This is a genomic window from Arthrobacter gallicola (genome assembly GCF_014836775.1).
Taxonomy (GTDB): Bacteria; Actinomycetota; Actinomycetes; order Actinomycetales; family Micrococcaceae; genus Arthrobacter_B; species Arthrobacter_B gallicola.
In genome coordinates, this window is sequence record NZ_JACSQD010000003.1 from 86,020 (window position 1) to 105,790 (window position 19,771).

The following is a 19,771-nucleotide window of genomic DNA, read 5'->3' on the forward strand; positions in this document are numbered from 1 at the left end:
AGGCCCTGCGGCCCGCTTCGGCGGGCCTCGGGGCCGAAGGCCGAATGGATGACCGGCAGGGCCAGAACCAAAACTAGGGAGAAACCGTGGCACTCGACGTGCTTACCGACCTCAACAAGGTCCGCAACATCGGCATCATGGCCCACATTGATGCCGGCAAGACCACAACCACCGAGCGCATCCTGTTCTACACCGGTGTCAACCACAAGATTGGCGAGACGCACGACGGCGCCTCGACCATGGACTGGATGGCACAGGAGCAGGAGCGGGGTATCACCATTACCTCCGCAGCTACCACGTGCTACTGGGACAACAACCAGATCAACATCATCGACACGCCGGGTCACGTTGACTTCACTGTCGAGGTTGAGCGGTCCCTGCGCGTGCTCGACGGCGCCGTAGCCGTCTTCGACGGCAAGGAAGGCGTGGAGCCGCAGTCCGAGACTGTCTGGCGCCAGGCTGACAAGTACAACGTTCCGCGTATCTGCTTCGTCAACAAGATGGACAAGCTGGGCGCTGACTTCTACTTCACCGTCGACACCATCATCAACCGCCTCGGCGCCAAGCCGCTGGTCCTCCAGCTGCCGATCGGTTCCGAGAGCGAATTCGAGGGCGTCGTTGACCTCCTCGAAATGCGTGCACTCACCTGGCGCGGCGACGCCAAGGGTGACGTGACCATGGGCGCCAAGTACGAAGTTGAGCCGATCCCCGCAGACCTGCAGGAAAAGGCTGAAGAGTACCGCGCCAAGCTGGTTGAGACCGTTGCTGAAGCCAGCGACGAGCTGATGGACAAGTACCTCGAAGGTGAAGAACTCACCCTTGAGGAACTGAAGGCCGGCATCCGCAAGCTGACCGTCAACTCCGAGGTCTACCCGGTGCTGTGCGGCTCCGCGTTCAAGAACCGCGGCGTACAGCCGATGCTTGACGCCGTCGTCGCTTACCTGCCGAGCCCGCTTGACGTCCCGAACATCAAGGGCCACGACATCCGCGACGAAGAGGTCATCCTCGAACGCGCCGCTGATTCCGAAGCTCCGTTCGCGGCACTGGCGTTCAAGGTTGTCACGCACCCGTTCTTCGGTCGTCTGACCTACATCCGCGTGTACTCCGGTCACGCTGCTTCCGGCACGCAGGTCATGAACTCGACCAAGCAGAAGAAGGAGCGCATCGGAAAGCTCTTCCAGATGCACGCCAACAAGGAAAACCCGGTCGACGAGATCACGACCGGCCACATCTACGCCGCTATCGGCCTGAAGGACACCACCACGGGCGACACCCTGTGCGACCTTCAGAACCCGATCGTGCTGGAATCCATGAGCTTCCCGGAGCCCGTGATTTCCGTGGCCATCGAACCGAAGACCAAGGGTGACCAGGAGAAGCTCTCCACGGCTATCCAGAAGCTCTCCGAAGAGGATCCGACCTTCCAGGTCTCCCTCGACGAGGACACCGGCCAGACGATCATCGCCGGCATGGGCGAGCTCCACCTGGACATCCTGGTGGACCGCATGCGCCGCGAGTTCCGCGTTGAAGCCAACGTGGGCAAGCCCCAGGTTGCTTACCGCGAAACGATCCGCCGTACGGTCGAGCGTTACGACTACACGCACAAGAAGCAGACCGGTGGTTCCGGCCAGTTCGCTAAGATCCAGATCGCGATCGAGCCGCTGGATACTGCTGAAGGCGCAATGTACGAGTTCGAGAACAAGGTCACCGGTGGCCGTGTTCCGCGCGAATACATCCCCAGCGTCGACCAGGGCATCCAGAGCGCCCTCACCGACGGCATCCTTGCCGGTTACCCGGTTGTCGGCATCAAGGCAACGCTTATCGACGGCGCTTACCACGACGTCGACTCCTCGGAAATGGCGTTCAAGATCGCCGGCCGCCAGGCTTTCAAGGAAGCTGCACGGCAGGCAAGCCCGGTTCTGCTTGAACCGATCATGGATGTTGAAGTCCGCACCCCTGAGGAATACATGGGTGAGGTCATCGGCGACATCAACTCGCGCCGCGGGCAGATGCAGTCGATGGAAGACGCCAGCGGCGTAAAGGTCATTCGTGCCCTTGTCCCGCTGTCCGGCATGTTTGGGTACATCGGCGACCTGCGGTCCAAGACCCAGGGCCGCGCCGTTTACTCGATGTCGTTCAACAGCTACGCAGAGGTCCCGAAGGCAGTAGCCGACGAGATCATCCAGAAGACGCGCGGCGAGTAAAACCCTGGCCGGTGTCCGGAGCACTTCGGACACCGGCCGTGCGCAGCCTGGTCCAGGGATTAATAATCCGGAAGACCAGGTTGCGCGGCCAGACTGAGCGGAACCTGTAAGGAACCGCAGCACAAGGCAATTTCATCAAAATAACAGCCCCCCAGTAGACTTGTATCGGATCAGTTGCGAGAAGCGCGGCTGGTGATTGAAGTCTTCTAACCTTTCTAGGAGGAACCCGTGGCGAAGGCAAAGTTCGAGCGGACTAAGCCGCACGTCAACATCGGCACCATTGGTCACGTTGACCATGGAAAGACGACGTTGACCGCTGCCATTTCAAAGGTGCTTGCTGACAAGTACCCTGACCTGAACGAGCAGCGCGACTTCGCTGCTATTGACTCCGCGCCGGAAGAGCGTCAGCGCGGTATCACCATCAACATCTCGCACATTGAGTACCAGACCGAGAAGCGTCACTACGCACACGTTGACGCCCCGGGCCACGCTGACTACATCAAGAACATGATCACCGGCGCAGCTCAGATGGACGGCGCAATCCTCGTGGTTGCCGCTACTGACGGCCCGATGGCTCAGACCCGCGAGCACGTTCTGCTCGCCCGCCAGGTTGGTGTTCCCTACCTGCTGGTCGCTCTGAACAAGTCCGACATGGTTGAGGACGAGGAACTTCTCGACCTCGTGGAAATGGAAGTTCGCGAACTGCTGAGCTCCCAGGAGTTCGACGGCGACAACGCTCCCGTCGTTCGCGTTTCCGGCCTGAAGGCACTGGAAGGCGACCCCAAGTGGGTTGCGTCCGTCGAAGAACTCATGGAAGCCGTTGACAACAACGTTCCGGACCCCGTTCGCGACAAGGACAAGCCGTTCCTGATGCCGATCGAGGACGTCTTCACCATCACCGGTCGTGGCACCGTTGTTACGGGCCGCGCCGAGCGCGGTACCCTCGCTATCAACTCCGAGGTCGAGATCGTCGGCATCCGTCCGGTCCAGAAGACCACGGTTACCGGTATCGAGATGTTCCACAAGCAGCTTGACGAAGCATGGGCCGGCGAGAACTGTGGCCTGCTGCTCCGCGGTATCAAGCGCGAAGACGTAGAGCGTGGCCAGGTTGTCGTCAAGCCGGGTTCCATCACCCCGCACACCGACTTCGAGGCCAACGTCTACATCCTGTCCAAGGATGAAGGCGGCCGCCACAACCCGTTCTACTCGAACTACCGCCCGCAGTTCTACTTCCGCACCACCGACGTCACGGGTGTTATCACCCTGCCCGAGGGTACGGAAATGGTTATGCCCGGTGACAACACCGAAATGACCGTTGAACTGATCCAGCCGATCGCAATGGAAGAGGGCCTCGGCTTCGCTATCCGCGAAGGCGGCCGCACCGTTGGATCCGGCCGCGTCACCAAGATCATCAAGTAATTTGATGCTCTGACGCTCGGACCGTTCGGTTCAGCATTGAGAAGGCCCCGCCGCTACGGCAGCGGGGCCTTCTTGCGTTCCGCCGGAGGGCTGTCCCGGTGAGTGCCCAGTGCCGCAGCCAGCGCAGTACCGCATTCCAGGCCCTCGGCGAAGGCACGCACCGCATTCAGCCCGGCGGCCGAGGCAGCGCCGCCAATGACCGAGAACGCCGTGCCCTGCGCCTGGAGTCCGCGGGCCAGTTCGGTGTTTTCCACCTGCCCGGCGGCTACTACGACGGCGTCGGCTGGGATCAGCAGGTCCCCGCCCTCCGGTCCGCTCACCAGCAGACCCGCGTCCGTCAGGTACCGGACGGTTACTCCGGTCAGCATGCGCACACCCGCGCTGCGCAGGGCCTGGAGCGCCGCCCAGCGGGTAGAGGGTCCGATCCCTGCCCCGATGCGCCCGCCCCGGCGCAGCAGGGTGATCCCGGCGTGGTCCGTTCCAGGGGGACCGGAGAATTCACGGGCAAAGCGTTCGGCTGCCTGCTGCGCGGTCTCCGGCCGTCCCGGAGTTGGAGAAATCAGCAGGTGGGCGAGGTCCACCGCGATCCCCCCTGCGCCCACGACGGCGACGCCGGGTAGGGCGCGCAGCGCCGCCGGAGCCGCGAATGCCGCGCGGTAGTCCAGGACGGGGAGCATTTCCCGCCCGGGCAGTGTGACGGTGCGGGGGAGTACGCCGGTGGCCACCACCACGTGGCTGAAGCCGGTCAGCTCGGCCGCCTGCACCCGCACGCCCGTCCGGATCCGGACACCCAGCCGGGGGAGTTCGTGTTCGAAGTACCTGATGGTCTCCAGGAAGTCCGCTTTGCCCGGCACCTTGCCGGCCAGCAGGAACTGCCCTCCGATGCCCGGTTCGGCTTCGAAGAGAACCACGGGCACACCGTGGGAGGCCAGGGTTGCGGCTGCCTGGAGGCCCGCCGGGCCTGCACCCGCCACCGCCACCGCCGGGCGTGCCGCAAACCGGCTCAACGCGGGGCCGGAGCCGGCCGGCGCGGAGCGTGAGGAGCCCTCGGCCGGCCCGGACCTCATCCCCGCAGGCTGCACTTCGAGCGGATAGGCGGCTTCCCGTCCGGCCCGCGGGTTGACCAGGCAGGAGACCGGTTCGGTCCCGAGCGAGCGGTCGATGCAGGCTTCGTTGCAGGCAATGCAGGTGTTCACCAGTTCCGGCCGTCCGGCGGAGCTCTTGGCGACGATGCGCGGATCGGCCAGGAACGGGCGGGCCATGGACACAAAATCCACCTGCCCGGCAGCCAGCGCGGCCTCCGCCTGGCCCAGGGAATTGATCCGGTTCGAACCGATGACCGGGACCGGGCAGGCGTGCTCGGCCAGCACAGCCTTGATCCGGGCCGCAACGGGAAGCCAGTGGCCGTGCGGCACCAGCGCTTGGACCGTGGGGATCTGTGATTCATGCCAGCCGATTCCGATATTGAGGGCGTCTGCCCCGGCCGCCGCGAGGGCGGTGGCCAGAGCAGCGTATTCCGCCGGCGGGCTGGAACCGGGAACCAGATCGTCACCGGAGAGCCGGAAGATTACCGGGAATCCGGGACCGGCGGCGTCCCGGACCGCTGCCAGCACCGCAAGGGGAAACGCCCGCCGCCGGACGGCATCTCCACCCCAGTCGTCATCACGCAGATTGGTGGCCGCTGAAGCGAACTGATTCACCAGGTATCCCTCGGATCCCATGATTTCCACGGCATCGAAGCCAAGCTCCCGGGCCAGGCGGGCAGCGCCGGCAAAGTCTTCCAGCGTCTGCGCTATCTGCTCCGGGTTCATGGCAGCCGGTGTGCTCCGGGAGTACGCGGACCACACCGGGGAGGGGGCAAGCGGACGCAGCCCATAGGTTTCTTCAAAGGCGTACCGGCCCGCGTGGAAGAGCTGGAGCGCCAGCCGCCCGCCGGCGTCGTGCACTGCCTCCAGCGCCGCGCCGGCCGCCTCCTGGAAAGCGCCGCTGCCGCTCACCAGGTAGGTCCGGCCACCGGAGCCTTCCCGGTTGACGGCGGTGCCTCCGGTGACGATCAGGGCCGCGCCCCCGGCTGCCCGTTCGGCATAAAATGCCCCCAGGGCACGGGGGTCCGACTCGAAGTTCAGGTGCATGGAGCCCATGACTATCCGGTGCGGCAGGTTCAGGGTGCCGATGGCGCCGGGGGTGAACACGGACGGGAAGCTGCGGGTTCCGGGGCGGGGATCGGTAGACACGGGCTGGGTGCTATCCGCCCGCGCGGCCCAGGAGGTCCCGGGCAATCACGGCCTTCTGGATTTCGTTGGTGCCTTCTTCGAAGCGCTGCGCCCTGGCATCCCGGTACACCCGTTCGATCGGCTGGCTCTGCCAGTAACCGATGCCGCCGTGCACCTGCAGCGCCTTGTCCGTGACGCGGGTGAGCATGTCGACGGCGGTCAGCTTGGCCATCGAGGACAGTGCAGGCGCACCCGGGTCCGAATCCTGCCAGGCGGCGGCCGCTGTCAGGGTGAGTGCCCTGGCGGCGGCAATGTCGGCGGCGTTTTCGGCCAGCATAAAGGCGATGGCCTGCCGGGAAGCGAGCGGTTTCCCGAAGGTTGTGCGCTCCAGTGCGTAGGCGACGGCCAGCTGCTGGGCGCGCTGGGCCAGCCCCACACAGCTCATGGCCACGGAAATCCGGCTGGGTGTCAGGAACCCGCCCAGCGCGACCAGCAGGCCCTCGCCCTCCGCGCCCAGCCGGTTCGCCACCGGAACCGGTGCGTCCGTGAAGGACAGCGATGCGTGGTCGGTGCCGCGCACGCCCATGGTGTTTGAAGTATCTTCGACCTCTGCCCCCGGGACAGTGCGGTCAACCAGCAGTGCCACGGTTCCGTCCCGGCCGGTGCTGCCTTCCAGCCGGGCGAACAACAGCCAGTAATCGCAGCGGACCCCGAAGGTGATCAGGTGCTTGCGGCCGGTGAGGTAGTAGGTGTCCCCGTCGCGGCGGACGGTCGAGGTGATGTCCACGCCGGTGCCGTTGCCCGGTTCCGTCAGGGTGAACGCCACCGTCAGGTCCCCGGCCACGGCCGGGCGGATGACGTCCCGGCGCTGGCGTTCGTCCGCGAACGGGTTCATGGCCCGCCAGGTTCCGTTCAGGACGTGCACGATCATGCGGATGGACGCGTGCGAGCGGGAGAACACCTCCATCAGTCCCATCCATTGCACAAAGCTCAGCCCGGCGCCGCCGAGGTCCCGTGGCGCAGCCAGGGACAGGAAGCCTTCGGTCCGCAGCTGTTTCCACAGTGCATCGGGGGTGGAACCTGCCGCTTCGATTTCCTCCGCCCAGGCCTCGCCGGGTCCCTCGACCCAGTCCGTGACCCTTGCAAGCAGGCCCTGGTACTCGGAATCCGGGATGGAGCTGCCCCGCCCGTCCGCCGTAATGCTGCTGTTCTTCACGCCTGGCTCCTGTCCTTGCCCGGTGGATCTCCTGCCAGTTCACGCGCCCGTTCACGCAGCAGGAACTTTTGTACTTTGCCGACTGGATTGCGGGGAATGGCCTGGACCAGTTCAAGATGCTCGGGCCAGTAGTGTTTCGAGACCTGGTAACTGTCCAGATAACCGATGAGCTCAGCAAGGGTCAGGTCCGTTCCGGTGGCGGGGACCACGAAAGCACACGCCCGTTCGCCCAGCCGTGGATCGGGCATGGCAGCCAGCGCCACGTCCTCCACCCCCGGGTGGCGGTAGAGCAGCTGCTCAATCTCCGCCACGGGAATCTTCTCGCCCCCGCGGTTAATCACGTCCCGCACTCGTCCGGTGATCCGCAGGTACCCGGCGTCGTCGAGCGTGGCCAGGTCGCCGGTGCGGTACCAGCCATCGTCGGTGAAGGCTTCTTTGGTCAGGTCCGGCCGGTCCAGATAGCCCTCGAACAGGGTGGGGCTCAGCAGCTCGAAGTTGCCCTCGATCCCTGCTGGGAGCAGCTGCCCCTCGTCACTGACAATGCGGGCCCGGACGCCGGGGAGCAGCCGTCCGTCCGTTCCCCAGACCAGGGCCGGATCGTCGCCGGGGGAGGAGACGGACCCCAGACAGGTTTCCGTGGTGCCGAAGGCACCGCAGACGGCGGTATCCAGGACTCGGGTTGCGCGTTCGGCCAGGTGCCGTGGCACGGCCGCGCCGGTATTCACGAAGATCCGCAGGCTGGCGGGGGCCGCGGCGCCGGCTTCCACGGCTTTGACCAGATCGGTCAGGAAAGGGGTGGCGGCCTGGACGAAGGTACCCTTCCATCCGCGGAGCATGGTCAGGGCGCGCTCGGGTTCCCAGACTGACTGCAGGATCTGCGGCGCTCCCAGCACGAAGGACAGCCACATTCCGTAGAGAAAGCCCGTCTGGTGGGCCAGCGGAGAGGGGACGAAAACTGCGTCCGAACCGTCCAGCTCCAGCTGCTGGGCTTCCATGGCGGCGGCCCGGCTTAGCGTGCTGTGCCGGTGGAGGACTCCCTTGGGTTCTCCGGTGGTTCCGGAGGTGAACAGCAGCTGGGCCGGCGCATCGGGAGCCGGGGCAGCTGCGTCAATCAGGTCCCGGTCCACCTCGGTCTCAGCCAGTTCCTGTTCCCAGCCGTGCCAGATGACGCCCCGCTCGCGGACCGGAAGCGGGGGAGCCGCCGCGCCGATGACCACCACGTGCCGGACCGCCAGGTCGTAGCCGGGATCGGTGCCCGTACCCGCGGCCAGGATGCCGGAGAGTTCCGCGGCATAGTGCCTGCCGCGGAACTCTTCGGGGACCACAACGACGGCGGCCCGCGAGCGGTGCAAGGCAAACGCGACCTCACGTTCACGGAAAATCGGCATCAGGGGAGCGGCCACGGCCCCGATCCGCAGGGCCGCAACGGTCAGCAGGACGAATTCGCTCCAGTTCGGCAGCTGGAAAGCCACCCGGTCTCCGGGCTGGACCCCCAAGCTCAGCAGCATCGCCGCGATCCGGTCCGCGCCGGAATCCAGTTCAGCCCAGGTCAGGTGTCCGGTGTCCCGCGGCCGTCCGTCGACGACGGCGGTTTCCGCAGGGCGTTCCCTGGCCCACCGGCGGACCCACCCGGGACCGGTGAGCGCTGCGCTTTCTTCGATGCTGCGCGCTGTGAGCTGGGCCGGCCGGTGTCCGCGCCGGGTCCCCGGGGATTTGCGGCGCAGCGCCCTGCCCTCCTCAACCTGCATGGATAACCCAAAGGAGTTCATTGCCTCCAGAAACTCCGGGTAGGAGATCCGGTACGCGTTTGGGTAGGTCAGCGTGGAGCGGCCCTCCGCCGCCGATGCCGCGACGGCCAGGGACATCAGTACCCGGTGGTCGTTGAAGGAGGAAAGGTCCGCACCGGCCAGGCGTGCCGGGCCCCGGACACGCAGTTCACTGCCGCTGATCCGTACGTCCGCGCCCATGGAGTTCAGCTGCAGCATCGCGGCGACCCGGTCCGACTCCTTCAGCCGCACGTGCTCCACATTGCGGAACACACTTTCGCCGTCCGCGCAGGCCGCCATGACGGAGAGGATCGGCAGCATATCGGGAACGAGGCGGCAGTCGATGTCCGCCGGGCCCAGGCGCACGCCGTCGTGCCGGACCCGGACCGCGTCCGACCCGGCGTCGTAGACCATCGGCAGGCCCATGTCCGCTGCTATGTCCAGGAAATCCGCCTCCGGGTGATCGGCGCCCCCGGCCGTGACGGAGGTCAGCCCGCGCAGCAGCAGATCAGCGGGATGCAGTGCGGCGGCTGCCAGTCCGAAGGCCGCGGAACCGATGTCGGGCGGCATCCTCACATCGGTGGGCACGGCCTGCTGCCCCGGCGGGATTTCGAACCTGTGCCAGTCCTGATGCACCTCAACCTGCAGCCCGAACTGCCGCATCATCTGGACGGTCAGTTCAAGGTAGGTGCGTTCGTTCAGCGTTCCGTCCACCACCACCGTGGTGGGCCCCGTTGCAAACGGTGCCAGCAGCAGCAGACCGGAGATCCACTGTGAAAGTGTTCCGGCAATATGCACCTCTCCGCCGGTGGGGGCGTGGGCGCGGACCCGCAGCGGCGGGCAGTCGGTGGGGGAGTCGACGTCGACACCCATCTGCCGCAGCGCGGTCAGCAGCGGACCGATGGGCCGGCGCTGGAAGTACTTCTGGCCCGTGACTGTGACGTCCCGGGACCCCAGTGCCGCGAGGCCGGCCATGAAGTAGAGCGTTGTACCGGAACTGCCCGCGGAGATGCTGTCCGCGGTGGGGACGTAGGGGCCGCCGCGGACAACGTAGGTGCCGCCGTCGACGTCTATCCGGGTGCCGAGGCGGCGCAGCATGGCCACCGTGTAATGCACATGGCGGGCGTCTGTCAGCCCGGTAATGCGGCTGGTTCCGGGAGCGAGTGAGGCGAGGATCAACGCCCGGTGGGCGTGGTATTTCGAGTTGGGCACCTGTGCTTCCCCACAGATGCGCTGCTGTGTTCCCAGGACCGAAAGATGCATGGCGTTTCTTGCCCTTCCACCGGCTGCTGTGCGCGTCCAGGCGGCCACCCCGGAGCCGAGGCTATCAGCTGGGAATGACCCCCGGAACAGGCTGCGCATCCAGTGCCGGGGAAGGTCCGTATTTTTGTTCCCGGGCGAAGTCCGCGGCGGCTTTGTCCACAGGGTGGAAGCGGCAGCCCGCGGAGCGCGCCTGCACGCCTAGGATGGTGAGCAGATCCGACGGGTAGAGGGGAAAACGGCAGGTCATGGGGGAATTCATCTTTATTCTGGCTGTCGCAGCGGCCGCGTTCACGGTGGGGCGCTTTTCCACGCGGAAGGCGAAGGCTTCAGCCCCCTGGGACAGCTCAGGCTATGGCGGCAGTTTGCCTCACCCCGCCCAGATCTTCGAAGAGGGCTATCAGGCAGGACTGCAGGACGCCGCCTCCCTCCAGCACAGCAGCCCCGCCCAGCACAGTAATGCTGCTCAGCACAGTCATGCCGCTGCCGGGGCGGGGTACACCATGACGCAGGGGCAGACCAAGCCGCAAATCCCTGCTCAAGCGCAGCCCTCTGCTCCACTGCAGTCTCCTGTTCAAGGGCTGCCCTCTGTGCAAGCGACCCCTGTACAAGCGCAAACCCCTGCTCAAGCGCTGCCCTCTGTGCAAGCGCAAACCCCTGCTCAAGCGCTGCCCTCTGTGCAAGCGCAAACCCCTGCTCAAGCGCTGCCCCCTGTGCAAGCGACTCCTGCCCAGGCGCAGGCCGACAGCGGCCGGCAGCACGCGCCGTCTTCCGCTTCCTCTCCCTGGGCGCCGGCTCCCGCTGCACCCGCTGCAGGCACACCGGCTGCCACGCCTTCGGCGTGGGCACCGCAGCGGCAGTCCGCTCCACCCCACGCACCCGCCCGGCCTCCCGCTCAGGTCCCGCCGGCCGCACACCCGGCTTATGCTCCTTTCCAGGCACAAACCCCCGGCGTTGGCCGCCGGCAGCATGGGGTGCAGCCGGTCTTAGCCGGGCCTGCCAGTCCCGGCGGTCCTGCCGGTCCCGGCGGTCCTGCCTGGCCTGCCGCTCCCCGGCTGCAGCCGGGGAACGGGCCACAGCATCCGGAGCCGCCACGGCCCAAGACCGACGCCGAGCTGGCAGCTGACAAACGGCGCCGGGACCTGCGCAACATCAATATCACCCTGTACTCCGCGAGCCTCCTGCTCGTGGCGGCGGCGGCGCTGTTTATTGGCATCGCGATCCCCGAAGAGGCCCGGTTTGCCGGGATTGTGCTCCTGACTGGACTGTTTTATTCCTCCGGTCTGGTGATCCATTCACGCCGGAAGAATCTGCGGCCCGCGGCCGTTGCGTTCACCGGCACCGGATTGGCATTGATACCGGTTGTTGGTCTGGCGCTCCACAATTTCATCCTCCACGATGCCGTCTTGGCCTGGCTGGTGACCTCACTGCTGGGAACGGCTGCCTTCGCCTACGCCGCTGCCCGGCTGGACAGCCGCGTTGTCAGCTATCTGGCCCTGACCTTCCTGCTGTCCACAGCGGTCGCCTCCGGGGCAGCGGTCCGCTCGGGAATCGTCTGGTACTTCGTCTTTACCGTTCTCCTGGCCACACTGGTGAGCCTTGCCGCGGTCCGCAGGCCAGGCTGGCTGAAGAACGTCTATCTCGACGCATTTGTGCAGGCTCACCGGTACCTCGTCCCAGCCACCGCTGTGGCTGCAGTCATCACTTCCCCGGAACTTGGACCGGGCTCATTGGCTGTCCTGTTCCTGGCCATAGCCGGGTACTACGCCGTGCTGCTCTGGCAGGGCTCCGCTGCCCAGGCGCTGGTCCACAGCTACGGGGTCCGCGCTGGAGCCACCACCGCGCTGGTGGCAGCAGCCCACTACTTCTTCGAGTCAGTGCCGGTAACGCTTTTCGCTGCGGTGGCATTGCTCGGTGTGCAGGCCGCAGGGCTCTTCGCGCTGGAGCGCCGGTATGCCGCAGCCGTCTCCGCGGCCACGCGCCAGGACGTTCCCCGCCGCGGTACTCCCGCAGGTGACCAGGCAGCTGCAGCCGCTGGTTCAGCTGCAGGCCTCATCCCACCGGCGGGCGCCGGCGGCCCCACTCCAACGCCTGCGCCTGGCGGTCCCGCCTCGACGCCTGCGCCTGCGCCTGGCGGCCCCGCCCCTACGTCTGCGCCTGCATCTGGCGGCCCTGCGCCTTTGCCGGCACCTGCTGGTCTAGCTGGCGGCCCCGGGGCTGCATCCGGCGGAATCCGTTCCGCCGTCCCAACGGCGCCGTCGGCCGGCCGCTGGTTCCTCGCGGACACTGCCACTGTGCTGGGACTCCAGTTCCTGGCGGGCTTCGGTGCAGCCCTGGTGTTCGGCTTCGACCTTCGGGGCGGGAACGGCAACCTGCCGGGCTACGCCGCTTCCGTGATCCTCATACATCTCACGCTCTGCTTTGCCGCCTGGAAGTTCCGCGGTGCCGTGGAGACCGCGGCAGCCGCTGCCCTGTTGCTCGGTATCCTTCCCCGTCTGTTGAGCGGGCAGGCACCGCTGTGGCCGCTGGTGCTCCTTCTGGGGATACTCACCGGGTACCTGGTGGTCCGCGCCGTCCGCGCCACCGGAGAGGACCAGAAATCATTCGTCCTGGCGGCGCGCTGGGCAGGGATCGTACTGGTCCCACTCGTCCTCTACACCGTCCTGGAGACACGGGCCTCCGCGGAGGCGTGGACCTGGACGCTGGCCGGCGGATTTGCGGCAGCCGCGGGGAACCAGGCCGTTTCTGCCCTGTTCCGGGCAGCGGCGCGGAAAGAGAAATTCCCGAACGGAGAGCTGGCCTTTTCAATCAGTGCCAGCGTTGTGCTGGCACTTGCCCTGCGCCTGGCGGAAGCACCTGCAACCGTCCTGACCGTGACTGCTCTGTGGATCCTGGTCAGCGTCAACGTCCTGTCCTCCCTGCTGCGCCGCCCGGAAGCGGCCGCAGCCGCACCTGCAGGTTTCGTCGCTGCGGCCCTGCTCGGAGCCGGCACTCTGGGGCTGACGGGATATGAACTGCTTGCGGCAGTGGCGCTGGGTTATTGCGCCCTCCAGGTGCTGCGGTTCGCACCGCACTCAGTGCGCGCGTTGTACCTGGCGGCGGGTCAGGTCCTGCTCACACTGCTCACCGCGCTCGTGGCGGCCGATCTGGACCTCAGCGTGCATGGAATCTTCATCGCCACAGCGCTTTCGCTGGCAGCACAGCATGTTTTGCGCATCGTGTTCCGCCGCCGGCTCACAGCTATAGGCCTGGGAAAGACGCTGAACTGGGGAACCCTGCTGGCGCAGGCAATCCTTCCGCTGGCCTATTACGCGCTACTCGGCATGGACGCCGCTGCGGATACCGGAACAGTGCTGCTGCTCATTGCTGCCGGCAGTGCTGTCACCACACAGACAGTCACGGCCTTCGCGCTCAAACGGACCGCCGCGCCCGGACCGGTGCTTATCCGCGGTATAACCGAAGCCGCGGCTCTGGTGCTGCTGCTCATGCTGGGAATTCGCCTGGCAGATGCACCGGGGACGGAGCTGGCGCTGGCCGGACTGTGGGCTGCCTTTGGAGCGAATTTACTGACTGCGGTCCTGCACCGCGGAACCCGGCTGGCGCTGGCAGCTCCGGCCGGTTTCGCTGCGGCCGCCCTGATCGGTGCGGGCCTGCTGGGACTGCGCGGCTACCAGCTCCTCTTTGCTGCCGCCCTTGCCTACTGTGTGGTGCTGATCCGGGACCACGGCAACGCGTTCCGCGGCGCGTATCTGGCGGGGGCGCAGGGGCTGGCCGCCCTCCTCGCAGCGCTGTTGGCCGCAGACCTGACGGGGCAGGTCAACGGGTTCTTCGTTGCCCTGGCAGCAGCCCTCACAGCCGCGCAGGTTCTGCGGACGGTGTTCCACCGGCAGCTGGAACCATTGGGTCTGGCGGAACCTTCCCGGTGGGGAGGGCTGCTGGTACTCGCGCTCCTTCCCGTCCTCTACCCGGCGGCCTCCGGTCCGGTGGATACTGGTGTGCTTCTTTTCCTTGTTCTGATGGCAGCCGCAACCGCCTTGTTCACCCAGCTGTCCACCGCGGCCGGTATTCGGACGGGAACGCCGCTGCCCAACGCGGCCGCCCTGACGGTCACCACTGCCGTGGCGGTGCTGGCAGCGGTGTTTGCTGCCCGGTATGTGGAACACCCGCAGAGCGGCTGGACGCTGGCGCTGATCTGGGCCGCACTCGGCGTAAACGTGGCCACCTCGCTGCTGCTGCGTCCGGGCCGGTGGGAAGCAGCCGCGGCTGCGGGATTTGCGGCGGCTGCCCTCGCCGGAGCCGGTGTTTTGGGGCTGCGGGGCTATGAAATCCTGCTCCTGCTGGCGGCGGCCTACGGCGGATACCTGGTGACGCGGCGCAACCAGCCGAACCGTGGACACTATCTGCTGGGTGTGCAGGTTCTGGCCGCCTTCCTGGCCAGCGTTATCGCCGCAGACGCCGGAGCCGGGGTGCACGGCGTGTTCACTGCCGGGGCGTCGGTCCTGGCCCTGGCCCAGGGAGCGCGCGCCGGTCTGGAACCCCGGCTGGCGGGCATCGGCTCCGCCGCCGCTGCCCAATGGACAACCATGGCTGCGCTGGCACTCTGCCCGGTTTTCTACACGGGGTACGCATGGGTCACCGGGCCGGGGGCACAGCGGGACGTTATGGCACTGCTGCTGGTGCTGCTCCTGGCTGTGGCAGTAGCCGGATTCGCCCGCTGGCGCGCAGCCCCCTTCCTCTACCCGGCTGTCTACGCACTCGGAGTCCTGCCCCTGCTCCTGACCGCTCTGGTGCGCTTCAGCGGCGGGGGTGTGCTGCCGGGCCCGGTCCTGGGAATCCCGGCGGCCGGTCTCCTGCTGATAGCCCTCGGGGCCGCAGCCCTCACCGGCGAAGCACGGCCAGCGGTTGCCCGGCCGGTCCGCACCGCACTTCTCAGCGCTGCCGCGGCCTACCCGGCAGCTGCGCTGCTCACGGCAACCGCTAAAGACAGCCTGGTGCTGACGGCGCTCTCACTCGCCGCGCTCGCAGCCGTCTTCCTGACCGTTTCCTACACCCGCGCGCGGACCTGGCTGGCGGCCGGTGTGCCGCCGCTGCTCTGCCTGGCGGCGCTGGCTGCGGTCGGGGAATTCCAGCGCTCACTTCTGAGCACTCCGATGCCGCACGGCTACGGATACTTGTGGCCCGTCTGGACCGCTGCGCTCCTGCTGCAGGCACTGCGTATGTTCATGTCCCTGGCTGACGGTGTGCCCGGGACGCAGCTGCGCTCCCGGATTATGGGTGTGGCTTCTTCCTTCGTGCTGGTTGCCGGTGCTGTACCGGCGATGGGGGAGTGGAACCATGCCGGCCTCGCCGGATCGCTGACGCTGCTGGCCGCCCTCGGACTCGCCGTCCGGGAAGCCCCGGCCGGGCTGCGGGAGGCGGCGGCGCAGGCAGCTGTTCTGCCGGCCGCCCTCGCCGTTCAGCGGATGGGCTGGTACTTCTTCCCCGTCGATGCCTTCTGGTCGGTCCAGTACTGGGCGGTCATCCTCGCCGGTCTGGCCGCGTGGGAGTATCTGCGTAAGCGGGACTCCCGGGGGACCGTCCTGCTCGGCGCCTCGGCTGTGATTCTTTCCGGCAGCGGCCTGACAACCATCGGGTCCGGAGGCGCCGGGGATCAGCTGTGGGCGCTGGTGGCACATGCCGGACTGCTCGCCTTCGGCCTTCTCGCCAGCCGCAGGCTCTTCACCATCTGGGGTGCCGCGGGTGTTGCGCTGGCGGTGCTCTGGTACCTGCGCGGGTACACATTTTTGCTTCTGGCGCTCCTGGCAGCCGGATTGATTGCACTGGCCATCTGGAGGCTGGCACGTGTCCGGAGCGAACCGGAGGAAGCCCGCGAAAAGGAGGAGATCCGCTCCTGACACCGGCTGAGGTCCTCCGCTAGGCTCGATGCATGGAAATCCTCATCCTGCTGGTTATTGCCGCCGCCATCGCCGGTGGCTTCATATGGAGCCGCCGGCACTTTTCCCATGAGATAGACCGGGCAAAGCGGATCCGGCGGGCCAACCGGGAAGACCGCCCCTGACGGGTCGCCGCGCCGGCCGGTACCAGCCCTTGACCGGTGCCCTCCCCGCCAAACCGGTCTTCCCGGAACTGCCCTTTTTCGGCACACGCCGGTGGCTGGGCTAGAATGAAGGAAATGACGCGCCATGCCCGCAGACATCCCGCAGGCATGAGCGGTCATCTGCTAGCCATCGGGCGCGGACGCCGGGTTGATTCGCGTTCTTACGTCCGATCTGGCAGACTAGAGAAGTTGTTCAAGCGCTTTTGTGCCCGCACGCGCTGAGCAGGCCGCTGTAAACGGCACTGCGTGCGTGTTGAGATTGCGTCCCGGCCAGGATAATGCCTGGCGCAGGGTCCGGTCCTTCAGGGGAAAAGCCCATATATGACCCGCCCCCATTCTTGTACGGGTGTTGCCAGTTTCGAATCTGCGACACGCCCGAGCGCGGGGGTCGGAGCCTCGGCAGGTTGAGGAACCCGGAGCTTCCGGATTCAGCTTGTTGGAGGAGCGCCGGGGCCAACATGGCCGCCAGGGGCAAAAACTGTACAGAGAGCAATACTCGAAGAAAGAGGCACGACGCCATGGCGGGACAAAAAATCCGCATCCGGCTGAAGTCGTATGACCACGAGGTCATTGACGTATCAGCACGGAAGATCGTTGAGACGGTCACGCGTGCAGGCGCAACGGTAGTAGGCCCCGTGCCGCTGCCCACGGAAAAGAACGTGTACTGCGTTATCCGTTCGCCGCACAAGTACAAGGACAGCCGCGAGCACTTTGAAATGCGCACGCACAAGCGTCTGATCGACATCATTGACCCCACGCCTAAGGCCGTTGACTCGCTGATGCGTCTTGACCTGCCTGCAGACGTGAACATCGAAATCAAGCTGTAGGGGGGAGCAGATACTTATGTCTTCTTCACTTACCCGCCAGGTTAAGGGCCTCCTGGGCACCAAGCTGGGCATGACCCAGGTCTGGGACGAGAACAACAAGCTCATCCCCGTCACCGTGGTCCAGGCTGATTCCAACGTCATCACCCAGGTGCGCGACGCGGCGAAGGACGGCTACACCGCTGTCCAGATCGGCTACGGCCAGATCGATCCCCGCAAGGTCACCAAGCCGCTGGCAGGACACTTCGAGAAGGCCGGCGTTACGCCGCGCCGCCACGTTGTTGAACTGCGTACCGCTGACGCCGACACCTACGAGCTGGGCCAGGAACTCTCCGTTGAGATGTTCGAAGCCGGCCAGAAGGTCGACATCACCGGCACCTCCAAGGGCAAGGGCTTCGCCGGTGTTATGAAGCGTCACGGCTTCCACGGCGTCGGCGCTTCCCACGGTGCTCACAAGAACCACCGCAAGCCCGGCTCGATCGGTGGCGCATCCACCCCCGGCCGCGTCTTCAAGGGTCTTCGGATGGCCGGCCGCATGGGCGCCGTCCGTCACACCACGATGAACCTCACCATCCACGCCGTGGATGCTGAGAAGTCGCTGCTGCTGATCAAGGGTGCCGTCCCCGGCGCCCGCGGCCAGGTCGTCCTCGTACGCACCGCCGTGAAGGGAGCTTAGTCTCATGGCTAACGAAACCACTGTTGAATTCCCCGCAGCGATCTTCGACGTTCAGACGAACGTACCGCTGCTGCACCAGGTTGTTGTGGCACAGCTTGCCGCCGCACGCCAGGGCACGCACAAGACGAAGACCCGCGCAGAGGTAAGCGGCGCAGGCCGCAAGCCGTTCAAGCAGAAGGGTACCGGCCGCGCCCGTCAGGGCTCGATCCGTGCACCTCACATGACCGGTGGCGGCGTTGTCCACGGACCGACGCCCCGCGACTACAGCCAGCGCACCCCCAAGAAGATGATTGCCGCCGCCCTGCGCGGAGCACTCTCTGACCGGGCACGCAACGGCCGCATCCATGTGCTGGAATCCCTGGTTGCCGGCGACACGCCGTCGACCAAGGCCGCACGCGAAGCGCTGCGTTCACTTTCCGACCGCAAGAACATGCTCGTTGTTATCGAGCGCGCCAACGATGTTGCTGCACTCTCGGTGCGTAACCTCTCTGCTGTTCACGTGATCTATGTAGATCAGCTGAACACCTACGACGTGCTCGTTGCCGACGACGTGGTCTTCACCAAGGCTGCCTACGACGAGTTCGTTGGCAAGAACACTGTCAAGGAGGACGCCAAGTGAGCGCGACCACCGCTAAGGATCCGCGCGACGTTGTGCTTGCACCCGTCGTCTCGGAAAAGAGCTACGGCCTGATCGACGAAGGTAAGTACACCTTCCTGGTCGACCCCCGCTCGAACAAGACCGAGATCAAGCTGGCCGTGGAGAAGATTTTCTCCGTCAAGGTCGACTCGATCAACACCATCAACCGTGCCGGTAAGCGCAAGCGGACCAAGTTCGGATGGGGCCAGCGCAAGAGCACCAAGCGTGCGATTGTCACCCTGAAGGACGGCACAATCGACATCTTCGGCGGTCCGCTCAGCTAGAGCGGAGACCACTTTAACGAGGAATAAATAATGGGAATCCGTAAATACAAGCCGACTACACCGGGCCGCCGCGGCTCGAGCGTAGCCGACTTCACCGAAATCACGCGGTCAACGCCGGAAAAGTCGTTGGTTCGCCCGCTCCCGAAAAAGGGCGGCCGTAACAACACCGGTAAGATCACGACCAGGCACAAGGGTGGCGGACACAAGCGCCAGTACCGCCTGATCGACTTCCGCCGGCATGACAAGGACGGCGTCGACGCCCGCGTTGCTGAGATCGAATACGATCCGAACCGCACCGCCCGCATCGCGCTCCTGCACTATGTTGATGGCACCAAGCGCTACATCATTGCGCCGAACAAGCTCAAGCAGGGCGACTTCGTAGAGGCCGGCGCCGGGGCTGACATCAAGCCCGGCAACAACCTGCCGCTGCGCAACATCCCCGTGGGTACCACCATCCACGCCGTTGAACTGCGCCCGGGCGGCGGTGCCAAGATGGCCCGCTCCGCCGGTGCTTCGGTTCAGCTGGTTGCCAAGGAAGGCCGCTTCGCACAGCTGCGTCTGCCTTCCGGCGAAATCCGCAACGTTGACGTGCGCTGCCGCGCCACGATCGGCGAGGTCGGCAACGCCGAGCAGTCCAACATCAACTGGGGCAAGGCCGGCCGTATGCGCTGGAAGGGCGTTCGCCCGACCGTCCGCGGCGTCGCCATGAACCCGGTTGACCACCCGCATGGTGGTGGTGAAGGTAAGACCTCCGGTGGACGCCACCCGGTCAACCCGAACGGTAAGCGCGAAGGCCGTACCCGCCGCCCCAATAAAGAGAGCGACAAGCTTATTGTGCGTCGCCGTCGTTCCGGCAAGAACAAGCGATAGGAGCCTGGAAACATGCCACGCAGCCTGAAGAAAGGCCCCTTCGTCGACCAGCACCTGTTCCTTAAGGTGCAGGCCGAAAACGAAAAGGGCACCAAGAACGTCATCAAGACGTGGTCCCGCCGCTCGATGATCGTCCCCGACATGCTCGGCCACACGATCGCCGTGCACGACGGACGTAAGCACATTCCGGTGTTTGTCACCGAGTCGATGGTCGGGCACAAGCTCGGCGAATTCGCTCTGACGCGGACATTCCGCGGCCATGTGAAGGACGACCGCAAGGGCAAGCGCCGCTAGGCGCTGCTCTTTCG

Annotated in this window: 14 protein-coding genes; 10 read left to right on the forward strand and 4 right to left on the reverse strand. The window is 66.0% G+C overall.

Translation table 11 applies throughout. The annotated features are described in order from the left end of the window. Positions 1-86: 86 nt before the first annotated feature. Together fusA and tuf are read left to right on the forward strand one after the other, a co-directional pair. Entirely contained in the window at positions 87-2,201 is a 2,115-nt protein-coding gene (gene fusA / locus H9639_RS07610) for an elongation factor G (RefSeq protein ID WP_191807519.1), read from the forward strand. A gap of 228 nt (positions 2,202-2,429) precedes the next feature. After that, entirely contained in the window at positions 2,430-3,620 is a 1,191-nt protein-coding gene (gene tuf, locus H9639_RS07615) for an elongation factor Tu (RefSeq protein WP_066295960.1), read from the forward strand. A gap of 53 nt (positions 3,621-3,673) precedes the next feature. On the opposite strand, the gene H9639_RS07620 is transcribed toward tuf, so the two are convergent. The 4 genes from H9639_RS07620 to H9639_RS07635 all read right to left on the reverse strand — a co-directional run bounded on the left by H9639_RS07620 (position 3,674) and on the right by H9639_RS07635 (position 10,617). Beyond that, positions 3,674-5,854 (reverse strand): oxidoreductase, encoded by a 2,181-nt coding sequence (locus tag H9639_RS07620; protein ID WP_318242021.1) that lies wholly within the window; start codon positions 5,852-5,854, stop codon positions 3,674-3,676. Positions 5,855-5,864: 10 nt separating this feature from the next. Then, on the reverse strand, positions 5,865-7,049 hold the full coding sequence (locus tag H9639_RS07625) for an acyl-CoA dehydrogenase family protein (RefSeq protein WP_318242022.1): 1,185 nt from the start codon (positions 7,047-7,049) through the stop codon (positions 5,865-5,867). After that, a complete protein-coding gene (gene aroA, locus H9639_RS07630; protein WP_191807520.1) occupies positions 7,046-10,078 on the reverse strand; it encodes a 3-phosphoshikimate 1-carboxyvinyltransferase in 3,033 nt (1,010 codons plus the stop codon). Before aroA ends, H9639_RS07625 begins: the two co-directional genes overlap by 4 nt. Before the next feature lie 344 nt (positions 10,079-10,422). Beyond that, complete coding sequence (locus tag H9639_RS07635) at positions 10,423-10,617, reverse strand: hypothetical protein (RefSeq protein ID WP_191807521.1); 195 nt, start codon at positions 10,615-10,617, stop codon at positions 10,423-10,425. A gap of 432 nt (positions 10,618-11,049) precedes the next feature. On the opposite strand from H9639_RS07635, the gene H9639_RS07640 reads away from it, so the two are divergent. The 8 genes from H9639_RS07640 (at position 11,050) to rpsS (ending at position 19,757) form a co-directional block, all read left to right on the forward strand. Then, on the forward strand, positions 11,050-15,969 hold the full coding sequence (locus tag H9639_RS07640; RefSeq protein WP_191807522.1) for a hypothetical protein: 4,920 nt from the start codon (positions 11,050-11,052) through the stop codon (positions 15,967-15,969). A 32-nt stretch (positions 15,970-16,001) separates the two neighbouring features. After that, the gene (locus H9639_RS17035) at positions 16,002-16,133 is read left to right on the forward strand and encodes a hypothetical protein (protein ID WP_263598542.1); all 132 of its coding nucleotides are present in this window, start codon (positions 16,002-16,004) and stop codon (positions 16,131-16,133) included. A gap of 557 nt (positions 16,134-16,690) precedes the next feature. Beyond that, entirely contained in the window at positions 16,691-16,999 is a 309-nt protein-coding gene (gene rpsJ / locus H9639_RS07645) for a 30S ribosomal protein S10 (protein WP_003803825.1), read from the forward strand. A gap of 16 nt (positions 17,000-17,015) precedes the next feature. Beyond that, positions 17,016-17,672 (forward strand): 50S ribosomal protein L3, encoded by a 657-nt coding sequence (gene rplC / locus H9639_RS07650; protein WP_191807523.1) that lies wholly within the window; start codon positions 17,016-17,018, stop codon positions 17,670-17,672. Between the two features lie 4 nt (positions 17,673-17,676). Continuing rightward, positions 17,677-18,291 (forward strand): 50S ribosomal protein L4, encoded by a 615-nt coding sequence (gene rplD / locus H9639_RS07655; protein ID WP_191746918.1) that lies wholly within the window; start codon positions 17,677-17,679, stop codon positions 18,289-18,291. Continuing rightward, positions 18,288-18,593 carry a 50S ribosomal protein L23 gene (gene rplW / locus H9639_RS07660; protein WP_066295939.1) on the forward strand — a complete coding sequence of 102 codons (306 nt, stop codon included), beginning with the start codon at positions 18,288-18,290 and terminating at the stop codon, positions 18,591-18,593. The genes rplD and rplW overlap by 4 nt, the downstream gene beginning before the upstream one ends. Before the next feature lie 30 nt (positions 18,594-18,623). After that, the gene (gene rplB / locus H9639_RS07665) at positions 18,624-19,463 is read left to right on the forward strand and encodes a 50S ribosomal protein L2 (RefSeq protein ID WP_191807524.1); all 840 of its coding nucleotides are present in this window, start codon (positions 18,624-18,626) and stop codon (positions 19,461-19,463) included. A gap of 12 nt (positions 19,464-19,475) precedes the next feature. Next, positions 19,476-19,757 (forward strand): 30S ribosomal protein S19, encoded by a 282-nt coding sequence (gene rpsS, locus H9639_RS07670; protein ID WP_191746919.1) that lies wholly within the window; start codon positions 19,476-19,478, stop codon positions 19,755-19,757. The last annotated feature ends 14 nt before the right edge of the window (positions 19,758-19,771 follow it).